Here is a 16,657-nt window from a genome sequence, read left to right as displayed (position 1 = left end):
CTCCTTTCCTAAACAGCAGCTTTAAGGAATAAATCCAGTAATTTCATGACGTCATTTTTAGAATGGATGGATGTAGTATCCGTTCCGATGCAGGACGGACACCCATCGTAACACTGGCAATTCTTGACCATTTGTTTTGTTTGGTTCAGTATTTCTTCTATTCCCGAGAATATTTTTTCGCTTAATCCAATCCCTCCTGGATAGCGATCATAAAAGAAGATGGTTGGCTTTTCATTATGTGCAGCCTTGACTTGAGGAACTACATGAACGTCTGAAGGGTCGCACATCACGAATAACGGCGCGATATGCTTGAGTGCCTGAGAAGTCCCAATCAAACCTTCCTCAAGACGATCATGGCCAAATTCGGATAACTCGTTGTTCAGTGATATCCAAGCTGAGCTTGTGTGAAGCTCCTCTTCCGGAAGATAAATCGGTCCAGAACCGATATTCTCATGAGTTTCAAACCTGATCTTCTTAAAAATGGTTGCCATGGCTCGTACGCTGACATCTCCAAAGCCGATTTCGATGTCATCATTACCCCTGGCCTTATCTTCTTCAAGAACGCTCAACTGAACAGCGAGATTGGCATCGGTAAAATAATCAACATCGACTTCACGGACATACGCCTTTTTTTCCTCCCAATCAAGCTCTTCCACCTGGAATTGGATTCCTTGATGCAGATAAATCGCTTCTTCGTGCAGCAGCGTCATCGCTGAAAATGTATCCATTTCGCCAATCACCCTGACATTGGCCACATCAGACTGGTCGATAATCACCACATTTTCCTGTGATGCTGAACGGAGGCTGATATTGTGAGCCGGGAATGCATCATTCATCCAGAACCATTTGTCTCCGTTCTGGTGAAGAACACGCTCCTCTGTTAAATATTCAAGTATCTCCTCAATTTCTGCAGCACCAAAAGTGTCGCCCTTTTTGAATGGCAATTCATAGGAAGCACACTTGATATGGTCGATCAGAATAATCAAATTATCAGGGTTGATCCTTGCCGTTTCAGGACTGCGGTTGAAAAAGTAATCAGGATTCTGGATCACGTACTGATCGAGCGGACTCGAACTTGCCACCATGATAACAACCGACTCGCCGTGGCGGCGTCCTGCCCGGCCTGCCTGCTGCCATGCACTTGCAATCGTTCCAGGATAACCGTTCATGATGCATACCTGAAGCTGGCCGATATCGACACCAAGTTCAAGTGCATTTGTGCTGACAACTCCATATATATCACCTGAACGGAGTCCCTTTTCGATTTCCCGTCTTTCTGTCGGAAGGTAACCGCCCCGGTATCCCCTGATCGCCTTTGGACCGAGCTTGTGTTTGACCAACTCCTGCAAATACGTCAGCAAGATTTCAACCCTGACCCTGCTCCTGGCAAACACGATGGTCTGGATCCTATTTTTCAAAAATTCACCTGCGAGCCTCCTGGTTTCAAGCGTTGCACTTCTGCGTACATTAAGCGGGATATTGACGACTGGCGGGTTATAAAATAAAAAGTGCTTTCTGCCTGAAGGAGCTCCATTATTATCGATCAGCACCATATCCTTTTCAGTCAGTCCCTCAGCCAGTTCCAAAGGGTTCGCAATCGTCGCTGAAGTACAGATGAAAACAGGATTGCTGCCATAATAATTGCAGATTCTCTTCAGTCTTCTGATGACATTTGCCACATGGCTGCCGAAGACTCCCCGGTAAATATGCAATTCGTCGATCACGACATACTTCAGATTCTCAAACAGGGAAACCCATTTAGTATGGTGCGGCAGGATCGCTGAATGGAGCATGTCCGGATTTGTAATAACGATATGCCCTGCCCTCCTGACCTTCTGCCGGATATTGGAAGGAGTGTCCCCGTCGTATGTATAGCTGTTGATCGCCAGCTCCGCCTCCTGGATCAGTTCGTTGATTTCACTCTTTTGGTCCTGGGCCAGTGCTTTTGTCGGGAACATATACAGCGCCCTGGCATTAGGATCATTTATTATAGATTGAAGTACTGGCAGGTTATAGCACAGTGTCTTTCCCGATGCAGTCGGTGTGACAGCTACAATGCTCTGTCCTTTCATGATTTGATCATAGGAAGACTTTTGATGAGTATACAAGCGGGATATCCCGCGTCTTTCTAATGCTTTTCTTAGAATCTCGCTTAATTCCTCTGGCATTTCTGCGGTCTGGGCTTCCTTCTCTTCAATCGTATGCCAGTGGACAATATTTTTCTTTACCGATTCACTAACCTTTAATTCTTGCAAAATCTCTTGCATGCTTTTCCGGACTTTCATAGCGTTCACCTCGTTATTCTTATTTTAGCGAATAAACGTTCGTTGCAAAAGATAAAAGTTCAATAAATCAACTTGCTATTTTTTGGCAAGCACCTTTTAAATCCGCAATTCTATCACCCTCTGAACAATCCGTTATGTCATTTAATACAACCTTTTGCTAAAATAGAGTGGACAAACAGCTAATAGAGGTGTTTCTTTTGGATAAAAATGAAATAAAAAGTGTCCTGTCCAGGTTTTCATTGTTCAGGGACCTTGATGGCCATGAACTTGAAAAGATTGTAGATATATCAATTTCACGAGAATGGAAGAAAAACAGCCATATTTTCATGCAGGGCGACCCGCTTGAAAATGTGTATTTTATTAATGAAGGAAAAGTGAAGATCTATAAAAGTGATGCCAATGGCCGGGAGCAAATAGTGGCTATTCTGAAAAAAGGAGAAATGTTCCCGCATGTAGGTTTTTTCAGAAAAGGCGGATATCCGGGTTATTCCGAAGTATTAGAGCAGGCAAGTCTTGTTGTCGTACCGATTTCGCAATTTGAGAAAGTTTTGGTTGATAACCCTCACTTAAGCATCAAAGTGTTCAAGGTACTTGGCGAAAAAATTGTTGATCTCCAGGAACGGCTTGAAGCACAAATCCTGAATAACACATATGAGCAGATCATAAAGCTTTTGATCAGGCTAGGTGAACTTCATGGGGAAAAGCAGGAAGATGGCACGATTTTGCTAAAGGCTGATTTCACAAACAAAGACCTGGCCAATATGATTGGGACGACCAGGGAAACAGTTAGCAGAACGCTGACCAAAATGAAAAAGGAAGAACTGATCACTACGGATTCCAACGGGAATATGAAATTAGACCCGGACGTGTTGATGGATGAGCTTGTTTAATTCACTAGTTTACGGTCAACTGCTTTAATACCTTTTTACTAAGAACAATCACGGAACCATATCAAATAAAACGCCCGGAGCATAATGCTTCGGGCGTTCATATTATTATTCAGTTTTGCTTAACCCCATCATTGTTTCCAAGTCTTCCTGCGCCGTAGTGATCAACTTCAGATTGAATGTTTCCTGAAGTACCTCCATCACTCCATCAGAAATGAATTCTGGCGGCTTAGGCCCAATGCGGATATCCTGGATTCCAAGGCTGAACAAACCAAGCAGGATTGCAACAGCCTTTTGCTCGAACCAAGAAAGAACGATGCTTACAGGCAGCTCATTTACATCACATTCAAACGCATCAGCTAATGCCTTAGCGATTTTTACAGTAGAGACTGAGTTATTGCACTGGCCAAGATCCAAATATCTAGGGATGTTTGTTCCAGGAACCACACCATAATCTACATCATTGAAACGGAACTTTCCGCATGAAGTTGTCAGGATAACAGCTTCTGGTGGAAGCGATGTTGCTAGCTCACGATAGTATTCTCCGCCTTTACCTGGTGCGTCGCAGCCAGCGATGACGAAGAAACGCTTGATTTTACCGGATTTTACTGCATCGATAACCTCTGGAGCCAGGCCGATCACTGTTTCGTGGTGGAAGCCTGTCACTAATGTTTCTTCAGATTCCATATTTGCTTCAGGAAGCTCCAAAGCTTTTTCAATAAGCATTGTGAAATCATCATTTTCAATTTTTCTTACATTTTCAAGGCCAGTAACCTCATAAGTGAACATACGGTCTGCATATGAACCTTTAATTGGCATTACACAGTTTGTCGTAGCAAGGATTGCTCCCGGGAACTTTTCAAACAAGCGGCGCTGGTCGAACCAGGCTTTTCCGATATTCCCCTTTAGGTGTGGGTACTTTTTCAATGCCGGATAGCCATGCGCAGGAAGCATCTCTGAGTGAGTGTAGATGTTGATGCCTTTTCCTTCTGTTTGCTTAAGCAATTCTTCAAGCGCGAACAGATTATGACCTGTTACGACGATGCATTTTCCTTCAATCTTATTTTGGCTCACTTTTACCGGCTGAGGGATACCAAGACGGCTCGTATGCGCTTCATCCAGAAGCTCCATTACGCGAACTGCTGATTTCCCAACCTTCATAGCCATATCGATATGTTCTTGTACATTAAAGTTTGAGTTGGTTAGTGTCATATATAATGCTTCGTGGGTTGTTGCGTCAACAAATGGATCAGTGAAACCAAGCTGGTTGGCATGTGTTCTATATGCTGCGATCCCTTTCAAAGCAAAAATCATAGTGTCCTGCAGACTTGCGATTGTTTCATCTTTTCCGCATACACCAACAACCTTACATCCTCCTGTTGGCGTTTGTTCACATTGGTAACAAAACATATTTGTATTCCCCTCTTCTGCGTTATTTACTGTTTCAGCATACCGAGGATAAAGATTCGGTTATGTGACCTAAATCACACTAAAGGCATTTTTCACAAAGTGTTCAAAAAGGTAAGACGATGTAAAGAAGCCTCACCAAGGTAAAAGTATTTCAATCTTGAACAGGGACATTCTTCTCTACATAACCTATTATAAGAATTTCTGCAGAGGAGGATGTGCATCGATGGCAACCAACCATCCTGATCGCCCAAAAAGACATGAAGCCCTTGAACAATGGTTTAAATCCATGAACCAGCTGATGCAGGAGAAGCCGGTTAAAGGCATACTGCAAAGCATTGATAATTTTTTCAGACACCCATTTCCACATACACCCTTCAATGTTGGTGTGCATGAAACAGAAAAGGAATATATTGTGACAGCAGAATTGCCGGGGGTTAAAAGAGATCAGATTTCCATAAATATTATTAATAACTCCCTGACAATACTGGTTAACCAGACTGACGTCACTTCGGAAATCAATGATATCGCAAAAACGGAGAGGCATATGGCTTCGGCACGGCAATTTAGCAGGACGATCCCCTTTTCAGTGCCTGTCAATGAACGAAAGACCCGCGCTTCCTATCGCAACGGCCTGCTTGAAGTCAAAATCGCAAAAAAACAAGGAAAGAAGATTGATATTTTAAGTGATCAGGATTGATGTTCAATCTGATGAGAAAGAACAAAATAAACAAGCAGGCTGCGCATACTGCCTGCTTGTTTTGTTTATCCGGATAGATTCTATTTAGTTAGACCTTAAACATTCCGCCGAGACCTTTGACGAGCGAAGACACCTGGGTCACGGCATTCATCATCTGTCCGGCAGTATCCACCATTTTGTTGACATCCAAGTTGCCATCCTGGCTTTTGAAAGAGTTCATGATGGACTGCAGGCCTGAGGGTTGTTTTGGCATGAACGCATATTGTGGATATGGATTGAAGTTCTGATAATCTGCCTGTGGGTTATAGGATCCATAAATAGGATCACCTTCAGGCTCAAGCGGGTTTTGAAAGAGCATCTTAGAATAGTCATTTTTGCTTCCAGCCATCGGATTTGGCTGATTCCAGTAAGGATTTCCTTGCTGCATATACGGATTCATCGGGTAGCCCTGCTGCACATATGGATTAACCGGGTTCTCCTGCTGCAAATATTGGTTTTGCCCATTTCCTGGCATAGTATTCCAATATGGAGTGTTATACTGTTGAGGGAGCGGTTGCTGCCGGTTCAAACCTTGGTTATTCCCATATAAATAATTCGGATCGAGATTATATTGATATTCCCACCATTGTGGATGATTGGTATTGGTCTTATTCCTTCGGCCAAACATGGCGAACATCCTCCTCCAAGTTTTCATTACGATATTATATGTTATTGCCGCCCAGTTGGTGATTAGGCTGGAAGGTACTTCCGTTTTTGTCTAACGATGAAATATGTTGTCGGAAGTTTCAATTTTTGAAAAATAGATGACCATTCCATTTTCATGATACGATTATTTCAAATGATGGAGGAGGATGAAAAATGAACGTTCACGAACTGAAAAATCTATTTGCTGAGACAAAAGAATACACTCCGGAACATGTAAATGAATTGCTCGATTTTACTAAAAAATCGTACATTCAGAATGAAATAACCATTATAGAATACCGGAACCTGGTTCGTGAGCTGGAATTGCAAGGAGCTTTCATTCCCGAGGATCAGAAAGAAATATCCATATAAAAAGATTGATGCACCAGAGCTGCGAACTGCTCTGGTGCATCTTTATTTTTCACTGCATGGTTTTCCTGACGGCAATGATCATGCTGTTTAATATGAATTCAACTGACTGAATCTGGTCAAGGAATCTTTTCTTGCTTGTTTCAGGAAAAAAAGCCTGGACTGAGATTACTTCCAAATAGTCCGCCGCTGTTTCAATTTGATTAGCATGCAGATTCTTTGGTCTATTTTCCCTAATCCATTGTCCTGCTGATTTTCTCCAAGCATCTGCTGCCAATTTCACCTCATCCGCGAATGGCTTCACTTCTGAATGGAAGTCTCCCCTGACTCCCTCTTCCTTTGAAAGATGAAATCGTTTATGAGCCGTTTCCACATCAACCAGCAGTTTTTTGGATAATGCAAGAATGTTACTTTCCATTTCCACTTTAATCACACTTTCTTTAAATCTATTTTTTTGTTGATAGCTAAATCTTTCTTAATGAGTTTATACAAAAAAGCAGCCTCCTGTTAAGAAAGCTACTTAAAGATGAATCCATTCTAATATAAATTAAAAACTCATTTCAAGTTTTAAAGAAGTTTGCTCTGACTTTGCTTGTAAATCAGATTTTATCAATTGAGGAAGCCTGCCTTCCATCCTATCTAAAAAATTGCCTGTTTCTGTTAACTGTGATGAATGTGCCAGGCACATCGTTTCCCGGACCTCCATTAAAGATTCATGCAGGTTGATATCCGTCTCTTCAAGGCTATGGGCCATATCAGTCAACATCCCTAAAATCTCTTCTTTTTCTATTCCTGATCTCATCGGTCAATCTCTCCCAACTATTGTTATTTTAAGGTCTGGCAGTATGCCCCCTGCTGAACGACAACGAATTCTCTATTAGGAACTTAACTTGTAAATTCTACTTCTTGTTGAAACCTCCTTCACCGTTGACAAAACTAGAAGCAATTCGGCAAACAAAGTGCTTTTCAGCATCAATCTTTACAGCCTTCGACATTCAATTGCCGAATGAAAAAACAGCAAATGAACAAACTAATCACGGGAGGTGTTCACATGAATAAAAAACAACAGAAAACTGCGCAGCAGGCCAATAAAACGGCTGAGAAAAAAACAGGATATGGCGACAAAAAGCTGGAAGGTCCAAACCGTCCAGCAGAGTGAACCAGCAAAGCAAAAAGCAAGGAGCTTCCTTGCTTTTTTGTTTGGATCAATTTGATGTGAATAATTCTTTCACCGAAATCATGGCATGTAACTGTTTTTGCTTTTTTTTGTACCAACCAGTCAAGTGAACAGGATGTCTGTGGTTGAGTTCCTGGCTAAACCACTTTTTGTGAAATTTCCTCTCCTTATACCAGTCACCTTGTTGATGGAAATGATGCTGAACGATTGGATAGGTACAGCGAAGGAATGGCGTATCTCTTTTTTTATCGAAAGGAAAGTACTGTTCATAATCATGTCTTGAAGCAGTATGTTCTGTTCTGACCGCGAATTCCAGAAATAATGGATAATACCTGTGATCAAATAATATTGACGCAAGCCGCTTTCCCAGATTTATTCTTTTGCTGACAGATTTAAACCCATTTACACTTGCCCCGTAGAGTTCTCCCTCACACGTTGGAAAAAGGACTGTGCTGAAATGCAGGTAATCTTCGAAGGAAAACATCATTGTGTTGAATACTCTCTTTTTATATACCGGATGATTTATAACAGGATCATGGATCACGTTCTGTTCATTAATGATCAAAGCAGTCATCAGCCGCTTCTTATCTCCGCGCTCCCAAAACACCATCCATTCCTTTTCCATGAAAGTTGATACATCCAGGAATTTTAGCAAGTGAAACATTGATGAGCTTTTTTTCGTCGAATAAGAATATAAAAGGAGCTGAGAATAAGCATCCCGAAAAATTAGCCAGTTCGCCCTTTCATATGTGAGGAACAATCGTTTTCGGATAGGAGGATCCAGAAACTTCGGGAACCAATCTCCCTCAAGGTCGCACATATTATAGCCGCCATTTCTTGAAACCATGCTGGCCAGGAATGCCCAAATCATTTCGGGATATTCCAGATAAAATTCAAGATACGCACTAGTTCTTGATATATTGTCCAAATTCTTTCTATCTGTTTCCAGCCTTATTTTTTGTATAATCTCAGCTTCATGGTCAGGCAGCTGATGAAATTGAGGATTTTGGGTTATTGACACACCTTTTCTCTTCCTTTTCTATAGGTTCTTTATAGGGTGAATTGAAATGAGGCTTTTTATTCAACCAAAAACCGTTGATATTTGGTATGATATAGAGTAGTCTGCGAGGTGGTCAGCTTGATATTCAATTATCCAAATGGGAAGAAATATACACCAAACACAAATAAAGAGCCGGACAAAAAAGCAAGGGTGCAAAAAAATGCAGCCTATAGCAATAGAGGAATGACATTGGAGGAGGATTTGAATGAAACGAACTCCTACTATGTTGACCGGGGCATAGCGGTCATCCATAAAAAACCGACACCCGTTCAAATTGTTAATGTGGATTATCCGCGCAGGAGTGCAGCTGTAATAAAAGAGGCATACTTTAAACAAGCTTCTACTACAGACTATAATGGAGTTTACAAGGGAAGGTACATTGATTTTGAAGCTAAAGAAACCAAGTTTTCAACATCGTTCCCACTGAAAAACTTCCATGAACATCAGATTGTCCATATGAAAGCTGTGCTTGACCAAGGAGGTATATGTTTTGTCATCCTCCGTTTCTCATCGGAAGAAGAGATATACATGCTGGAAGCGAGCCATTTGCTGACTTTTTGGGAAAGAATGCAAAATGGGGGCAGGAAGTCAATCACAAAGGAAGAAGTCATTCAATCCGGGCATCAGATCCCCCTTGGCCTTCACCCAAGGATTGACTATATAAAGGTTATCGATTATCTTTATAAACTTAGTTAGTGTTTTTATTGCGAGAAAGGAATGAACTATACATGGCACAAAAACCTCAAACTAGAGAGGAGCGCCGAAAACAACAGGCAGCCAAGACAAAGAAAACAAAAGGCAAGAAAGCGAATAAAGGAATGTTCAAGAAGATTTTCCTTACGCTGATTGCTCTTGGCATCATCGGCATGTTGACCGGAATCGCTACCTTCGCATTCATGATACAGGATACACCAAAACTTGATGAGTCCTTGCTCAAAGACCCTATATCTTCTAAGATCTATGATAAAGATAAAGAGCTTGTAACAGAAGTAGGCTCACAGAACCGGGATTATGTAGCTTATGAGGATATACCTAAACTAGTGGAAAACGCATTTTTAGCGACAGAGGATGTACGATTCTATAAACATAATGGTATTGACGTCATCCGTCTTGGAGGAGCCGTTATAGCAAATATCACTGACGGCTTTGGATCGGAAGGTGCTTCCACCATTACACAGCAAGTTGTCAAAAACTACTTCCTTGGCTTTGAAAAAACAATCTCAAGGAAAGCACAGGAAGCTTGGCTGGCTTACCAGCTTGAACAAAAGTATACGAAGCAGCAAATCTTTGAAATGTATGTAAATAAAATTTATATGTCAGAAAATATGCACGGTGTCCTGACTGCATCAAAGACATATTTTGGAAAAGATGATTTAAGTGAGCTTGAGCTTCATGAAGCGGCACTTCTTGCAGGTATGCCTCAAAGTCCTAATAATTACAATCCTTTTACGAACCCTGAAAAAGCGGAGAAGCGAAGGAACACTGTATTATATCTGATGCATCAGCATGGTTTCATTTCACAGGAAGAAAAAGAGAAGGCACAAAAGATCCCTGTTGAATCCAGCCTAGTTAAGGAAGAAAACAGAGTGAATAAGAATGAAGAACCATTCGATGCCTTTGTTGACATGGTAATCGAGGAAGTAACAGAAAAAACCGATTTTGATATTTTTTCCGATGGACTTGAAATTTATACAACACTAGATCAAAATGCACAAAAACATGTAGAGAACATCCTTAATACAGATGCTGCTGTGCAATTCCCTAATGATGAACTGCAGGCCGGCATCACGCTTCTTGATACGAAAACTGGGGAAATACGAGCGATAGGCGGCGGCAGAAATCAGCAGGTCAAACGCGGACTAAATTATGCGATTGATGTAAAAAGACAGCCAGGATCAACTATCAAGCCAATCCTTGACTATGGACCTGCGATCGAGCATTTGCGCTGGGGGACCTACCATATGCTTGAAGATAAGCCTATGACCTATTCAAACGGCGAACCGATTGGTAACTGGAACGACAAGTATAACGGAGTCATGACCATGAGATCGGCGCTGGCAAAATCGATCAACATCCCTGCCCTGCAGGCCTTCCAGGCTGTAGGTCTTGAAAAGGCAAGGGAGTTCGGGACGAATCTTGGTTTAACACTAGATGATCCATTTTATGAATCAGCTGCAATTGGCGCTAAAGAAATTGCTCCAATTGAAATGGCTGGTGCATATGCAGCCTTTGGTAATAATGGTTTCTTTACAGAGCCATACTCAGTCAAAAAGGTTGTATTGCGTGACAAGACAGAAATTGATCTTACTCCTGAGACTGAAGTGGTCATGAAGGATTACACAGCCTTCATGATTTCCGATATGCTGAAGACGGCGATCAAGCAAGGAACTGGGGCTACTTACGCAAACATCTCTAACTTGCATGTTGCCGGAAAAACAGGAACAACTAATTACACACAAGATGAAATAAATAAATGGGAAATCAAGAATGGCGGTGTTCCTGACTCCTGGTTCGTTGGCTATACAACTAGATATACAGCATCCGTCTGGACGGGTTATAGTGACAGAAAGACGGGACTTTATGGGAATGAACAAAAAATTTCCCAGACTCTTTTCAAGAATCTAATGACCTATGTGTCAAAAGATGTGGATACTCCAGACTTCACAGTACCAAAGAGTGTCGAAAGAGTTAAAGTCGAAAAAGGCACAATGCCTGCGAAGCTAGCCAGTGAATACACTCCTAAGGATGAAATCCTTTACGAGTGGGCTGTTAAAGGCAATGTACCTAAGGAAACGTCCAAGAAGTTTGAAAAGCTTGAAACACCTTCCAAGCTTGAAGCAAAATACGATGAATTGAAAAATGAAATCATCCTGAGCTGGGAATTCAATCAGGAGAATAAAGAGGATATCCAATTCGAGGTTACCGCTTCCCTTGATGAAGGTTCTGAGCAGCCACTGACCACAACAACAGAGATGGGTTTGATAATCGCCAATGCAGTTCCAGGCGGAATTTATTCATTCAAAGTCACAGCGATACGTGGTGAACAGCGATCAGATCCTGCAACTCTTAAAGTCGAAGTACCTGAACCACTTCTTCCAGAACCAGAAGATGGCGAGAATGAAAATGAAGATGAGAATGGAGAAGGAAATGAAGATGGCCAGGGAAATGGTACCGAAAATGGAAACGGCAATGGTAACGGAAACGGCAATGGTAACGGGAATAATGATGGCAATGATGACGGGGATGAAAATGCCCTTCCTGGAACATAGGAATCATCAGTTCCAAGAAAAGCTTAATCTACTCGTTCAGTCCCACGAGTAGATTAAGCTGGACAAATTTATACTTTCTGGTAATAAACAAACGTCCTGATTCCTAATCAGGACGTTTGTTTTTTGCTCTATTTAATGCCGCTTGTTTGGCAACCTGCTTTTCCTGTTCAGCGAATAATTCAACAAGTTGTTTATAAGAATGAAAAAGTTTTGGTCTCGATACGATAAAACCAAGCCTTTCTTCTACATTCACCGGCTTAATCTTACAATCTTTAATACAATATTTATCTGGACTCAGGTTATTTGATCTTATAAGAAATTGTTCAAATAATTCTATCGCTCTCTTCATCAATGGCAGAGCCCTATCGCTGTCCCTGTTCTTAAAGTAATCATCTAGCTCATTTTTGCACTGACCCCATTCACTGAGGACCGTAGCCACTGCTTGTAAATTATCTTGAAAGGAAATATCTGTTCTTTCCATTACGCTTTTACTCTCATTCTTTTTTTGCCCTCTCTGCATACCTCCAGTAAAGGACATGTTTCACACTTGGGATTCTGGGCTTTACAATGATATCGTCCAAAGAAAATCATCCTGTGATGAGTAATGGACCATTCTTCCTCTGGAACCTTTCTCATCAATGTCTTCTCAACCTCAAGAACTGAATCTTTCCAGCGGCAAAAAGCCAGGCGTTTACTTACCCGTTCCACATGCGTATCAACGGCAATAGCAGGTATCCCGAAAGCGACTGAAACCACGACATTGGCTGTTTTACGCCCAACGCCAGGAAGCTTTGTCAATTCATCCCTGTCCCGCGGAACCTCTCCTCCATACTCGTCAATAATCATCCTGCAAAGCTTTTGGATATTTTTCGCTTTATTGCGAAATAATCCAATCGACCGGATGTCCTGCTGAAGTTCTTCCAATGAAACGCTCAAAAAATCTTCAGGACTTTTGTATTTTTGGAATAGGTTTCTGGTCACCTTATTCACCAGGGCATCAGTGCACTGAGCAGATAGGGCGACTGCAATGACCAGTTCAAAGGGATTAGAATGAACCAATTCGCAATGCGCATTAGGAAACATCCTTCCCATTTCATCGAGGCAAAACCGAATTTGCTGTTTATTTAACATAATCTCACCACATTTCAAAATTTACGACTTTTAATCCAAATAAAGACATACAACCTCGAAAAAACCTAAAAAAAAAGAGAATAGATGAATTCTCTCTTTACAATTACTGTTCAAGCCAGTTATAAAACGGAACGGGATTCGCAGAAACCTTAGGTTCTTCCTTCCCTGTCTTTTGGGCACTCTGGTGCTGCCTGAATTTCCTTCCATAACTTTTGGCTTGTTCGATCGTCTTGATCCCATTCTTCTTCCATTCAAAAAGAATCCGGTCTATGTACCGAAAATTCAATTTGCCAGAAATGACCGCTTCTCTTAGTGCAGCTTTAATGATGATAGGGTCATGGTGATCATCATCCATCCACATTGCCAGTGACTCACATTCAAAGGGTGATAACGGCCGGCCGAATTCCCTTTCAAACGCTGTATATAAATCCGTTTCTTCCTTCTGGTTGGTCATCTCTTTTTCCTGTTTCCGTTTGAGCATAAACTGATCAAACAGCTTTTCCCACAGCGGTTCCAGGGAATATTTTTCATATCTGATTCCGTCCGTAGAATTCCCGTCACTTATCGATATAAACCCTCTTTGAATCAGTGCTCGGAGCAAATCTGTACATTCGAAAGCCGATATCGTCATGCGGGCTGCAAGTTCCGTAGGCGTAGGAAATTCATTTCCTTTTTCAGAAAAATAGAATACATGAAGTAATAATGCTAATTCTTGTTCGTTCAATCTCATTTCTTTGTACTGCGTAAGCAATACAGCAGGAATTGTAACATTCCCCTCTTTCAGCCAATCTACCATATCTGCTTTTTTCATTCCGGACACCTCTTTTCATAGTATAGCATGAACAAGCCCGGCTGGTAATAAAATAGAAAAAGATTAAAAAGGGAAATTAGTCGAAAAATAGCAATAAAGAAAGCTATGCCAGACATAATAAAACAAAATAAAACAAATTCCCCTAAAATACAACAAGGCCCGCAATGTACGGGCCTTATCCTTTGTAGTGTAATCTCCGCATAATTTCAGAGATCACTCAAACTTGGAAAACAGAGAATCGGTCTTGATTCTCCGTCTTATGATTTAAGACTTGCTTAGAACAAATTGATGAATTCTGCTGATTGCTTCCTCCAACTGGTCAAGGGATGTAGCGTAGGACAGTCGCATATAGTCTGGAGCCCCAAAACCAGAGCCAGGAACTACCGCAACATTCGCTTCTGTCAGCAATACTTCTGCAAACTCATCCACATCCTTGCAGCCCGTCATAAGAGCTGCTTCTTTTGCATTTGGGAACAGGTAAAATGCTCCCTGAGGCTTTATACAGCTTATTCCCGGTATTTCATTCAGCTTGCCGTGAATGATTTCAAGTCTCTCCTCAAAAGCCGTACGCATTGTTTCTACCGCATCCTGGGACCCTGCGTAAGCTGCAATCGTTGCATACTGGGCAGGAGTCGTTGGATTTGACGTGCTATGGCTTGCCAGGTCAGTCATTGCCTTGATGATTTTACTGTTACCTGCTGCATACCCTATTCTCCAGCCTGTCATTGAATGGGACTTGGAAACACCGTTGATGATGATTGTCTGCCTTTTAAGCTCTGCTGAGAGTTCAGCAATTGATATATGCTCAGCATTTCCATAAATTAATTTTTCATAAATCTCATCAGATATGATCAGGATTCCACTCTCAAGACATACATCACCAAGAGCCTTCAATTCCTCTCTTGAATATACCATTCCGGTAGGATTGCTCGGGGAATTGATGATGACAGCCTTGGTCTTGTCTGTGACCTTTTCCTTAAGCTGTTCAGGAGTGATTTTGAAGTTGTTCTCTTCAAGCCCTTCCACGTAGACAGGATTTCCTCCTGCAAGCTTTACCTGCTCAGGATAGCTGACCCAATAGGGAATAGGGATGATCACTTCGTCACCTTCATCAAGAAGTACTTGGAAAAGTGTATACAAGCCATGCTTAGCTCCGCTTGTTACGATGATTTCATCCAACTGATATTCAAGTCCTTGATCACTTTTTAACTTCGCTGCGATTTCCTTTTTCAACTCCGGCAGACCGCCAGATGGTGTGTACTTTGTAAACCCTTCATTCATGGACTTAACAGCAGCATCAATAATATGCTGTGGTGTATTGAAGTCAGGCTCTCCCGCTCCCAGTCCTATCACGTCTTTCCCTTGCGCCTTCAATTCTTTTGCTTTTGCGGTAATTGCCAAAGTTGATGAAGGAGTGAGTGCTCCCACTCTGCTGGCTAATTGAATCTCCATCCCTTTACCTCCTATTTTTGCATACGGCTAATATATAATATTTCATAATATTGTATTGTCCAACTTCACTTCTTGAATCAAAAATTTTCCAAATGGGTATCATAAATTATCAATGGCCCTCAGCTTTTCACCTGTATCAAAATCCACATAATAATAATTTATCGTCTCGTTGCTGTTCCGGTAAAATATTTCCCATGCCGGCCTGTCCGTCTTTTGGATTCTTGCCATGCCGAGCCTTACTTCAATTATTTCATTCGGATTTTTTTCCTGATATAGTTTATTTAAAGCTTCTTTTTTCGTGATACCATTTTTCGCATTTCTCGTGATAACTTCGCTGTTTTTTTCATTGATCCAAACATAAACATCTTCCTGCTTGGCATTTTTCCCCGTCATCACATAATAAGTCTCTTCACCACTATACAAACTGAAGTTTGTAAAATCTGAAAGGTTTGTTTCTTCTGACGCAATTTGGACAGCCTCTTTTTCTGCTGCCTTTAATGGCTCAACCGAGTTCAAGTATACATTGACCAGAATCCCCACAATTGTAACAACAATGAGGATACTGAAAAATATCCATTTCTTCACATGTATCCCCTTCTTTATGTATGCTCTATTTAGTTAACGGCTTTTGCGTGTATTACTCTCAAGACAGCAGCTTTTAATCAAGTACGATAGATAGTGAAAATCGCTTTTTCTTGATCATCCTGATCCAATGCAAGACCGAACATAAGGTCATCGCGCTTTAAAGTCCTGTTTAGTGCATCTACAATTTTATATAAATCAGGACTATTCTGTACCTTAACGGTTGAAACTACTTCAATTTTGCTTTCCATGCCGCTTTTCTCTCCTCCACACAATTTTTGTCATTTATATATGGGCGTTCAGCTGGCAACAATACAATTAACACCACTCATTATATCAGGATATGGTCCTCACTGGTAAGAGTATTGCTGAGCCACAATAAACTTTTCTAGTCTACACACAGAAAAGCGGAAGCGCCTTGCTCAGCCCCGACACAAGCGCTGCCCGCCTAAAACGCCACGTCCTGTGGCTGGCGGGTCTAGCACGTCCTGTGCCTCGGAGGGCCGACCGGTGAAGTCGTACTTTGACTTCATTGGGCGGACCGAAATCGAAATGTATAGCCGACTGTCCAGAAACGCAGAAACTGGAGACTCCGACAAAGAAGCGCTTTTTGCTTCTGTCGGCGGAGTTGAAGTTTCGGAGTTTCTAGGAGGCGACACTAGACAAGCGACTCGAGGGGCTAGGCGCTGTAGCTGGATTAAGAAAACTACATATGTATTCAATGACTAAATCTTTTTATAAAATATTTATAAAATATCTATAAAATAAAAAAAAGCAGGGATTCCTCCCTGCTAGAAATGTGGTAAATTATCAAGATTGTTTTCTTTGATTCCATCAGGTTCG

General features: G+C 41.5%; 18 protein-coding genes. 6 read left to right on the top strand and 12 right to left on the bottom strand.

The annotated features are described in order from the left end of the window. Positions 1-8 precede the first annotated feature (8 nt). Positions 9-2,285, bottom strand: coding sequence for a DEAD/DEAH box helicase (locus J7E32_RS14485; protein ID WP_214908480.1), 2,277 nt, complete (start codon positions 2,283-2,285; stop codon positions 9-11). A 197-nt stretch (positions 2,286-2,482) separates the two neighbouring features. On the opposite strand from J7E32_RS14485, the gene J7E32_RS14480 reads away from it, so the two are divergent. Beyond that, a complete protein-coding gene (locus tag J7E32_RS14480) occupies positions 2,483-3,175 on the top strand; it encodes a Crp/Fnr family transcriptional regulator (protein WP_214908478.1) in 693 nt (230 codons plus the stop codon). Between the two features lie 105 nt (positions 3,176-3,280). Here J7E32_RS14480 and hcp read toward each other — a convergent pair whose 3' ends face one another. Then, a complete protein-coding gene (hcp, locus tag J7E32_RS14475) occupies positions 3,281-4,582 on the bottom strand; it encodes a hydroxylamine reductase (RefSeq protein ID WP_214908476.1) in 1,302 nt (433 codons plus the stop codon). 223 nt (positions 4,583-4,805) lie between these two features. On the opposite strand from hcp, the gene J7E32_RS14470 reads away from it, so the two are divergent. After that, positions 4,806-5,279 carry an Hsp20/alpha crystallin family protein gene (locus J7E32_RS14470; RefSeq protein WP_214908474.1) on the top strand — a complete coding sequence of 158 codons (474 nt, stop codon included), beginning with the start codon at positions 4,806-4,808 and terminating at the stop codon, positions 5,277-5,279. 88 nt (positions 5,280-5,367) lie between these two features. Here J7E32_RS14470 and J7E32_RS14465 read toward each other — a convergent pair whose 3' ends face one another. Continuing rightward, the gene (locus tag J7E32_RS14465; protein WP_286183263.1) at positions 5,368-5,946 is read right to left on the bottom strand and encodes a YppG family protein; all 579 of its coding nucleotides are present in this window, start codon (positions 5,944-5,946) and stop codon (positions 5,368-5,370) included. Positions 5,947-6,137: 191 nt separating this feature from the next. Here J7E32_RS14465 and J7E32_RS14460 point away from each other — a divergent pair, with 191 nt between their 5' ends. Continuing rightward, positions 6,138-6,335, top strand: coding sequence for a YppF family protein (locus J7E32_RS14460; protein ID WP_102263371.1), 198 nt, complete (start codon positions 6,138-6,140; stop codon positions 6,333-6,335). Between the two features lie 49 nt (positions 6,336-6,384). On the opposite strand, the gene J7E32_RS14455 is transcribed toward J7E32_RS14460, so the two are convergent. The 3 genes from J7E32_RS14455 to J7E32_RS14445 form a co-directional block, all read right to left on the bottom strand. Then, positions 6,385-6,750, bottom strand: a complete 366-nt coding sequence (locus tag J7E32_RS14455) for a YppE family protein (RefSeq protein ID WP_214908472.1) — start codon at positions 6,748-6,750, stop codon at positions 6,385-6,387. Positions 6,751-6,879: 129 nt separating this feature from the next. Continuing rightward, positions 6,880-7,134 (bottom strand): hypothetical protein, encoded by a 255-nt coding sequence (locus tag J7E32_RS14450; protein WP_214908470.1) that lies wholly within the window; start codon positions 7,132-7,134, stop codon positions 6,880-6,882. Between the two features lie 403 nt (positions 7,135-7,537). Next, positions 7,538-8,524: a DUF2515 family protein gene (locus J7E32_RS14445; RefSeq protein WP_214908508.1), complete on the bottom strand. Its 987-nt coding sequence runs from the start codon at positions 8,522-8,524 to the stop codon at positions 7,538-7,540. Between the two features lie 123 nt (positions 8,525-8,647). Between J7E32_RS14445 and recU the strand changes: the two genes are divergently transcribed. Together recU and J7E32_RS14435 are read left to right on the top strand one after the other, a co-directional pair. Then, a complete protein-coding gene (gene recU / locus J7E32_RS14440) occupies positions 8,648-9,265 on the top strand; it encodes a Holliday junction resolvase RecU (RefSeq protein ID WP_214908468.1) in 618 nt (205 codons plus the stop codon). A gap of 32 nt (positions 9,266-9,297) precedes the next feature. Beyond that, positions 9,298-11,838, top strand: coding sequence for a transglycosylase domain-containing protein (locus tag J7E32_RS14435; protein WP_214908466.1), 2,541 nt, complete (start codon positions 9,298-9,300; stop codon positions 11,836-11,838). A gap of 103 nt (positions 11,839-11,941) precedes the next feature. Here J7E32_RS14435 and J7E32_RS14430 read toward each other — a convergent pair whose 3' ends face one another. From J7E32_RS14430 to J7E32_RS14405, 6 genes are all read right to left on the bottom strand, one after another. Then, positions 11,942-12,319, bottom strand: coding sequence for a YpoC family protein (locus J7E32_RS14430; RefSeq protein WP_214908464.1), 378 nt, complete (start codon positions 12,317-12,319; stop codon positions 11,942-11,944). Next, complete coding sequence (gene nth, locus J7E32_RS14425; RefSeq protein ID WP_214908462.1) at positions 12,319-12,969, bottom strand: endonuclease III; 651 nt, start codon at positions 12,967-12,969, stop codon at positions 12,319-12,321. Before nth ends, J7E32_RS14430 begins: the two co-directional genes overlap by 1 nt. A 103-nt stretch (positions 12,970-13,072) precedes the next feature. Then, on the bottom strand, positions 13,073-13,780 hold the full coding sequence (locus J7E32_RS14420; protein WP_214908460.1) for a DnaD domain-containing protein: 708 nt from the start codon (positions 13,778-13,780) through the stop codon (positions 13,073-13,075). Between the two features lie 264 nt (positions 13,781-14,044). Then, entirely contained in the window at positions 14,045-15,226 is a 1,182-nt protein-coding gene (locus tag J7E32_RS14415; protein ID WP_214908506.1) for a pyridoxal phosphate-dependent aminotransferase, read from the bottom strand. A gap of 105 nt (positions 15,227-15,331) precedes the next feature. Beyond that, positions 15,332-15,817 (bottom strand): cell wall elongation regulator TseB-like domain-containing protein, encoded by a 486-nt coding sequence (locus J7E32_RS14410; protein ID WP_214908458.1) that lies wholly within the window; start codon positions 15,815-15,817, stop codon positions 15,332-15,334. Positions 15,818-15,894: 77 nt separating this feature from the next. Continuing rightward, complete coding sequence (locus tag J7E32_RS14405) at positions 15,895-16,065, bottom strand: YpmA family protein (RefSeq protein WP_102263380.1); 171 nt, start codon at positions 16,063-16,065, stop codon at positions 15,895-15,897. A 259-nt stretch (positions 16,066-16,324) separates the two neighbouring features. Here J7E32_RS14405 and J7E32_RS14400 point away from each other — a divergent pair, with 259 nt between their 5' ends. After that, complete coding sequence (locus J7E32_RS14400; protein ID WP_214908457.1) at positions 16,325-16,543, top strand: hypothetical protein; 219 nt, start codon at positions 16,325-16,327, stop codon at positions 16,541-16,543. Positions 16,544-16,657 lie beyond the last annotated feature (114 nt).

This window comes from Bacillus sp. ISL-55, from assembly GCF_018613155.1.
Lineage (GTDB): Bacteria > Bacillota > Bacilli > Bacillales > Cytobacillaceae > Mesobacillus.
Note: the sequence above shows the minus strand (reverse complement) of the source record. Positions and strands in the feature narration are given on the sequence as shown.

Excerpts from the sequence above, each read along its gene's own strand:
- J7E32_RS14455 (WP_214908472.1), bottom strand. The coding sequence starts at position 6,750 with ATGGAAAGTAACATTCTTGCATTATCCAAAAAACTGCTGGTTGATGTG.
- J7E32_RS14460 (WP_102263371.1), top strand. The coding sequence starts at position 6,138 with ATGAACGTTCACGAACTGAAAAATCTATTTGCTGAGACAAAAGAATAC.
- nth (WP_214908462.1), bottom strand. The coding sequence starts at position 12,969 with ATGTTAAATAAACAGCAAATTCGGTTTTGCCTCGATGAAATGGGAAGG.
- J7E32_RS14420 (WP_214908460.1), bottom strand. The coding sequence starts at position 13,780 with ATGAAAAAAGCAGATATGGTAGATTGGCTGAAAGAGGGGAATGTTACA.
- J7E32_RS14450 (WP_214908470.1), bottom strand. The coding sequence starts at position 7,134 with ATGAGATCAGGAATAGAAAAAGAAGAGATTTTAGGGATGTTGACTGAT.
- J7E32_RS14485 (WP_214908480.1), bottom strand. The coding sequence starts at position 2,285 with ATGAAAGTCCGGAAAAGCATGCAAGAGATTTTGCAAGAATTAAAGGTT.
- J7E32_RS14430 (WP_214908464.1), bottom strand. The coding sequence starts at position 12,319 with ATGGAAAGAACAGATATTTCCTTTCAAGATAATTTACAAGCAGTGGCT.
- hcp (WP_214908476.1), bottom strand. The coding sequence starts at position 4,582 with ATGTTTTGTTACCAATGTGAACAAACGCCAACAGGAGGATGTAAGGTT.
- J7E32_RS14470 (WP_214908474.1), top strand. The coding sequence starts at position 4,806 with ATGGCAACCAACCATCCTGATCGCCCAAAAAGACATGAAGCCCTTGAA.
- J7E32_RS14435 (WP_214908466.1), top strand. The coding sequence starts at position 9,298 with ATGGCACAAAAACCTCAAACTAGAGAGGAGCGCCGAAAACAACAGGCA.
- J7E32_RS14405 (WP_102263380.1), bottom strand. The coding sequence starts at position 16,065 with ATGGAAAGCAAAATTGAAGTAGTTTCAACCGTTAAGGTACAGAATAGT.
- J7E32_RS14465 (WP_286183263.1), bottom strand. The coding sequence starts at position 5,946 with ATGTTTGGCCGAAGGAATAAGACCAATACCAATCATCCACAATGGTGG.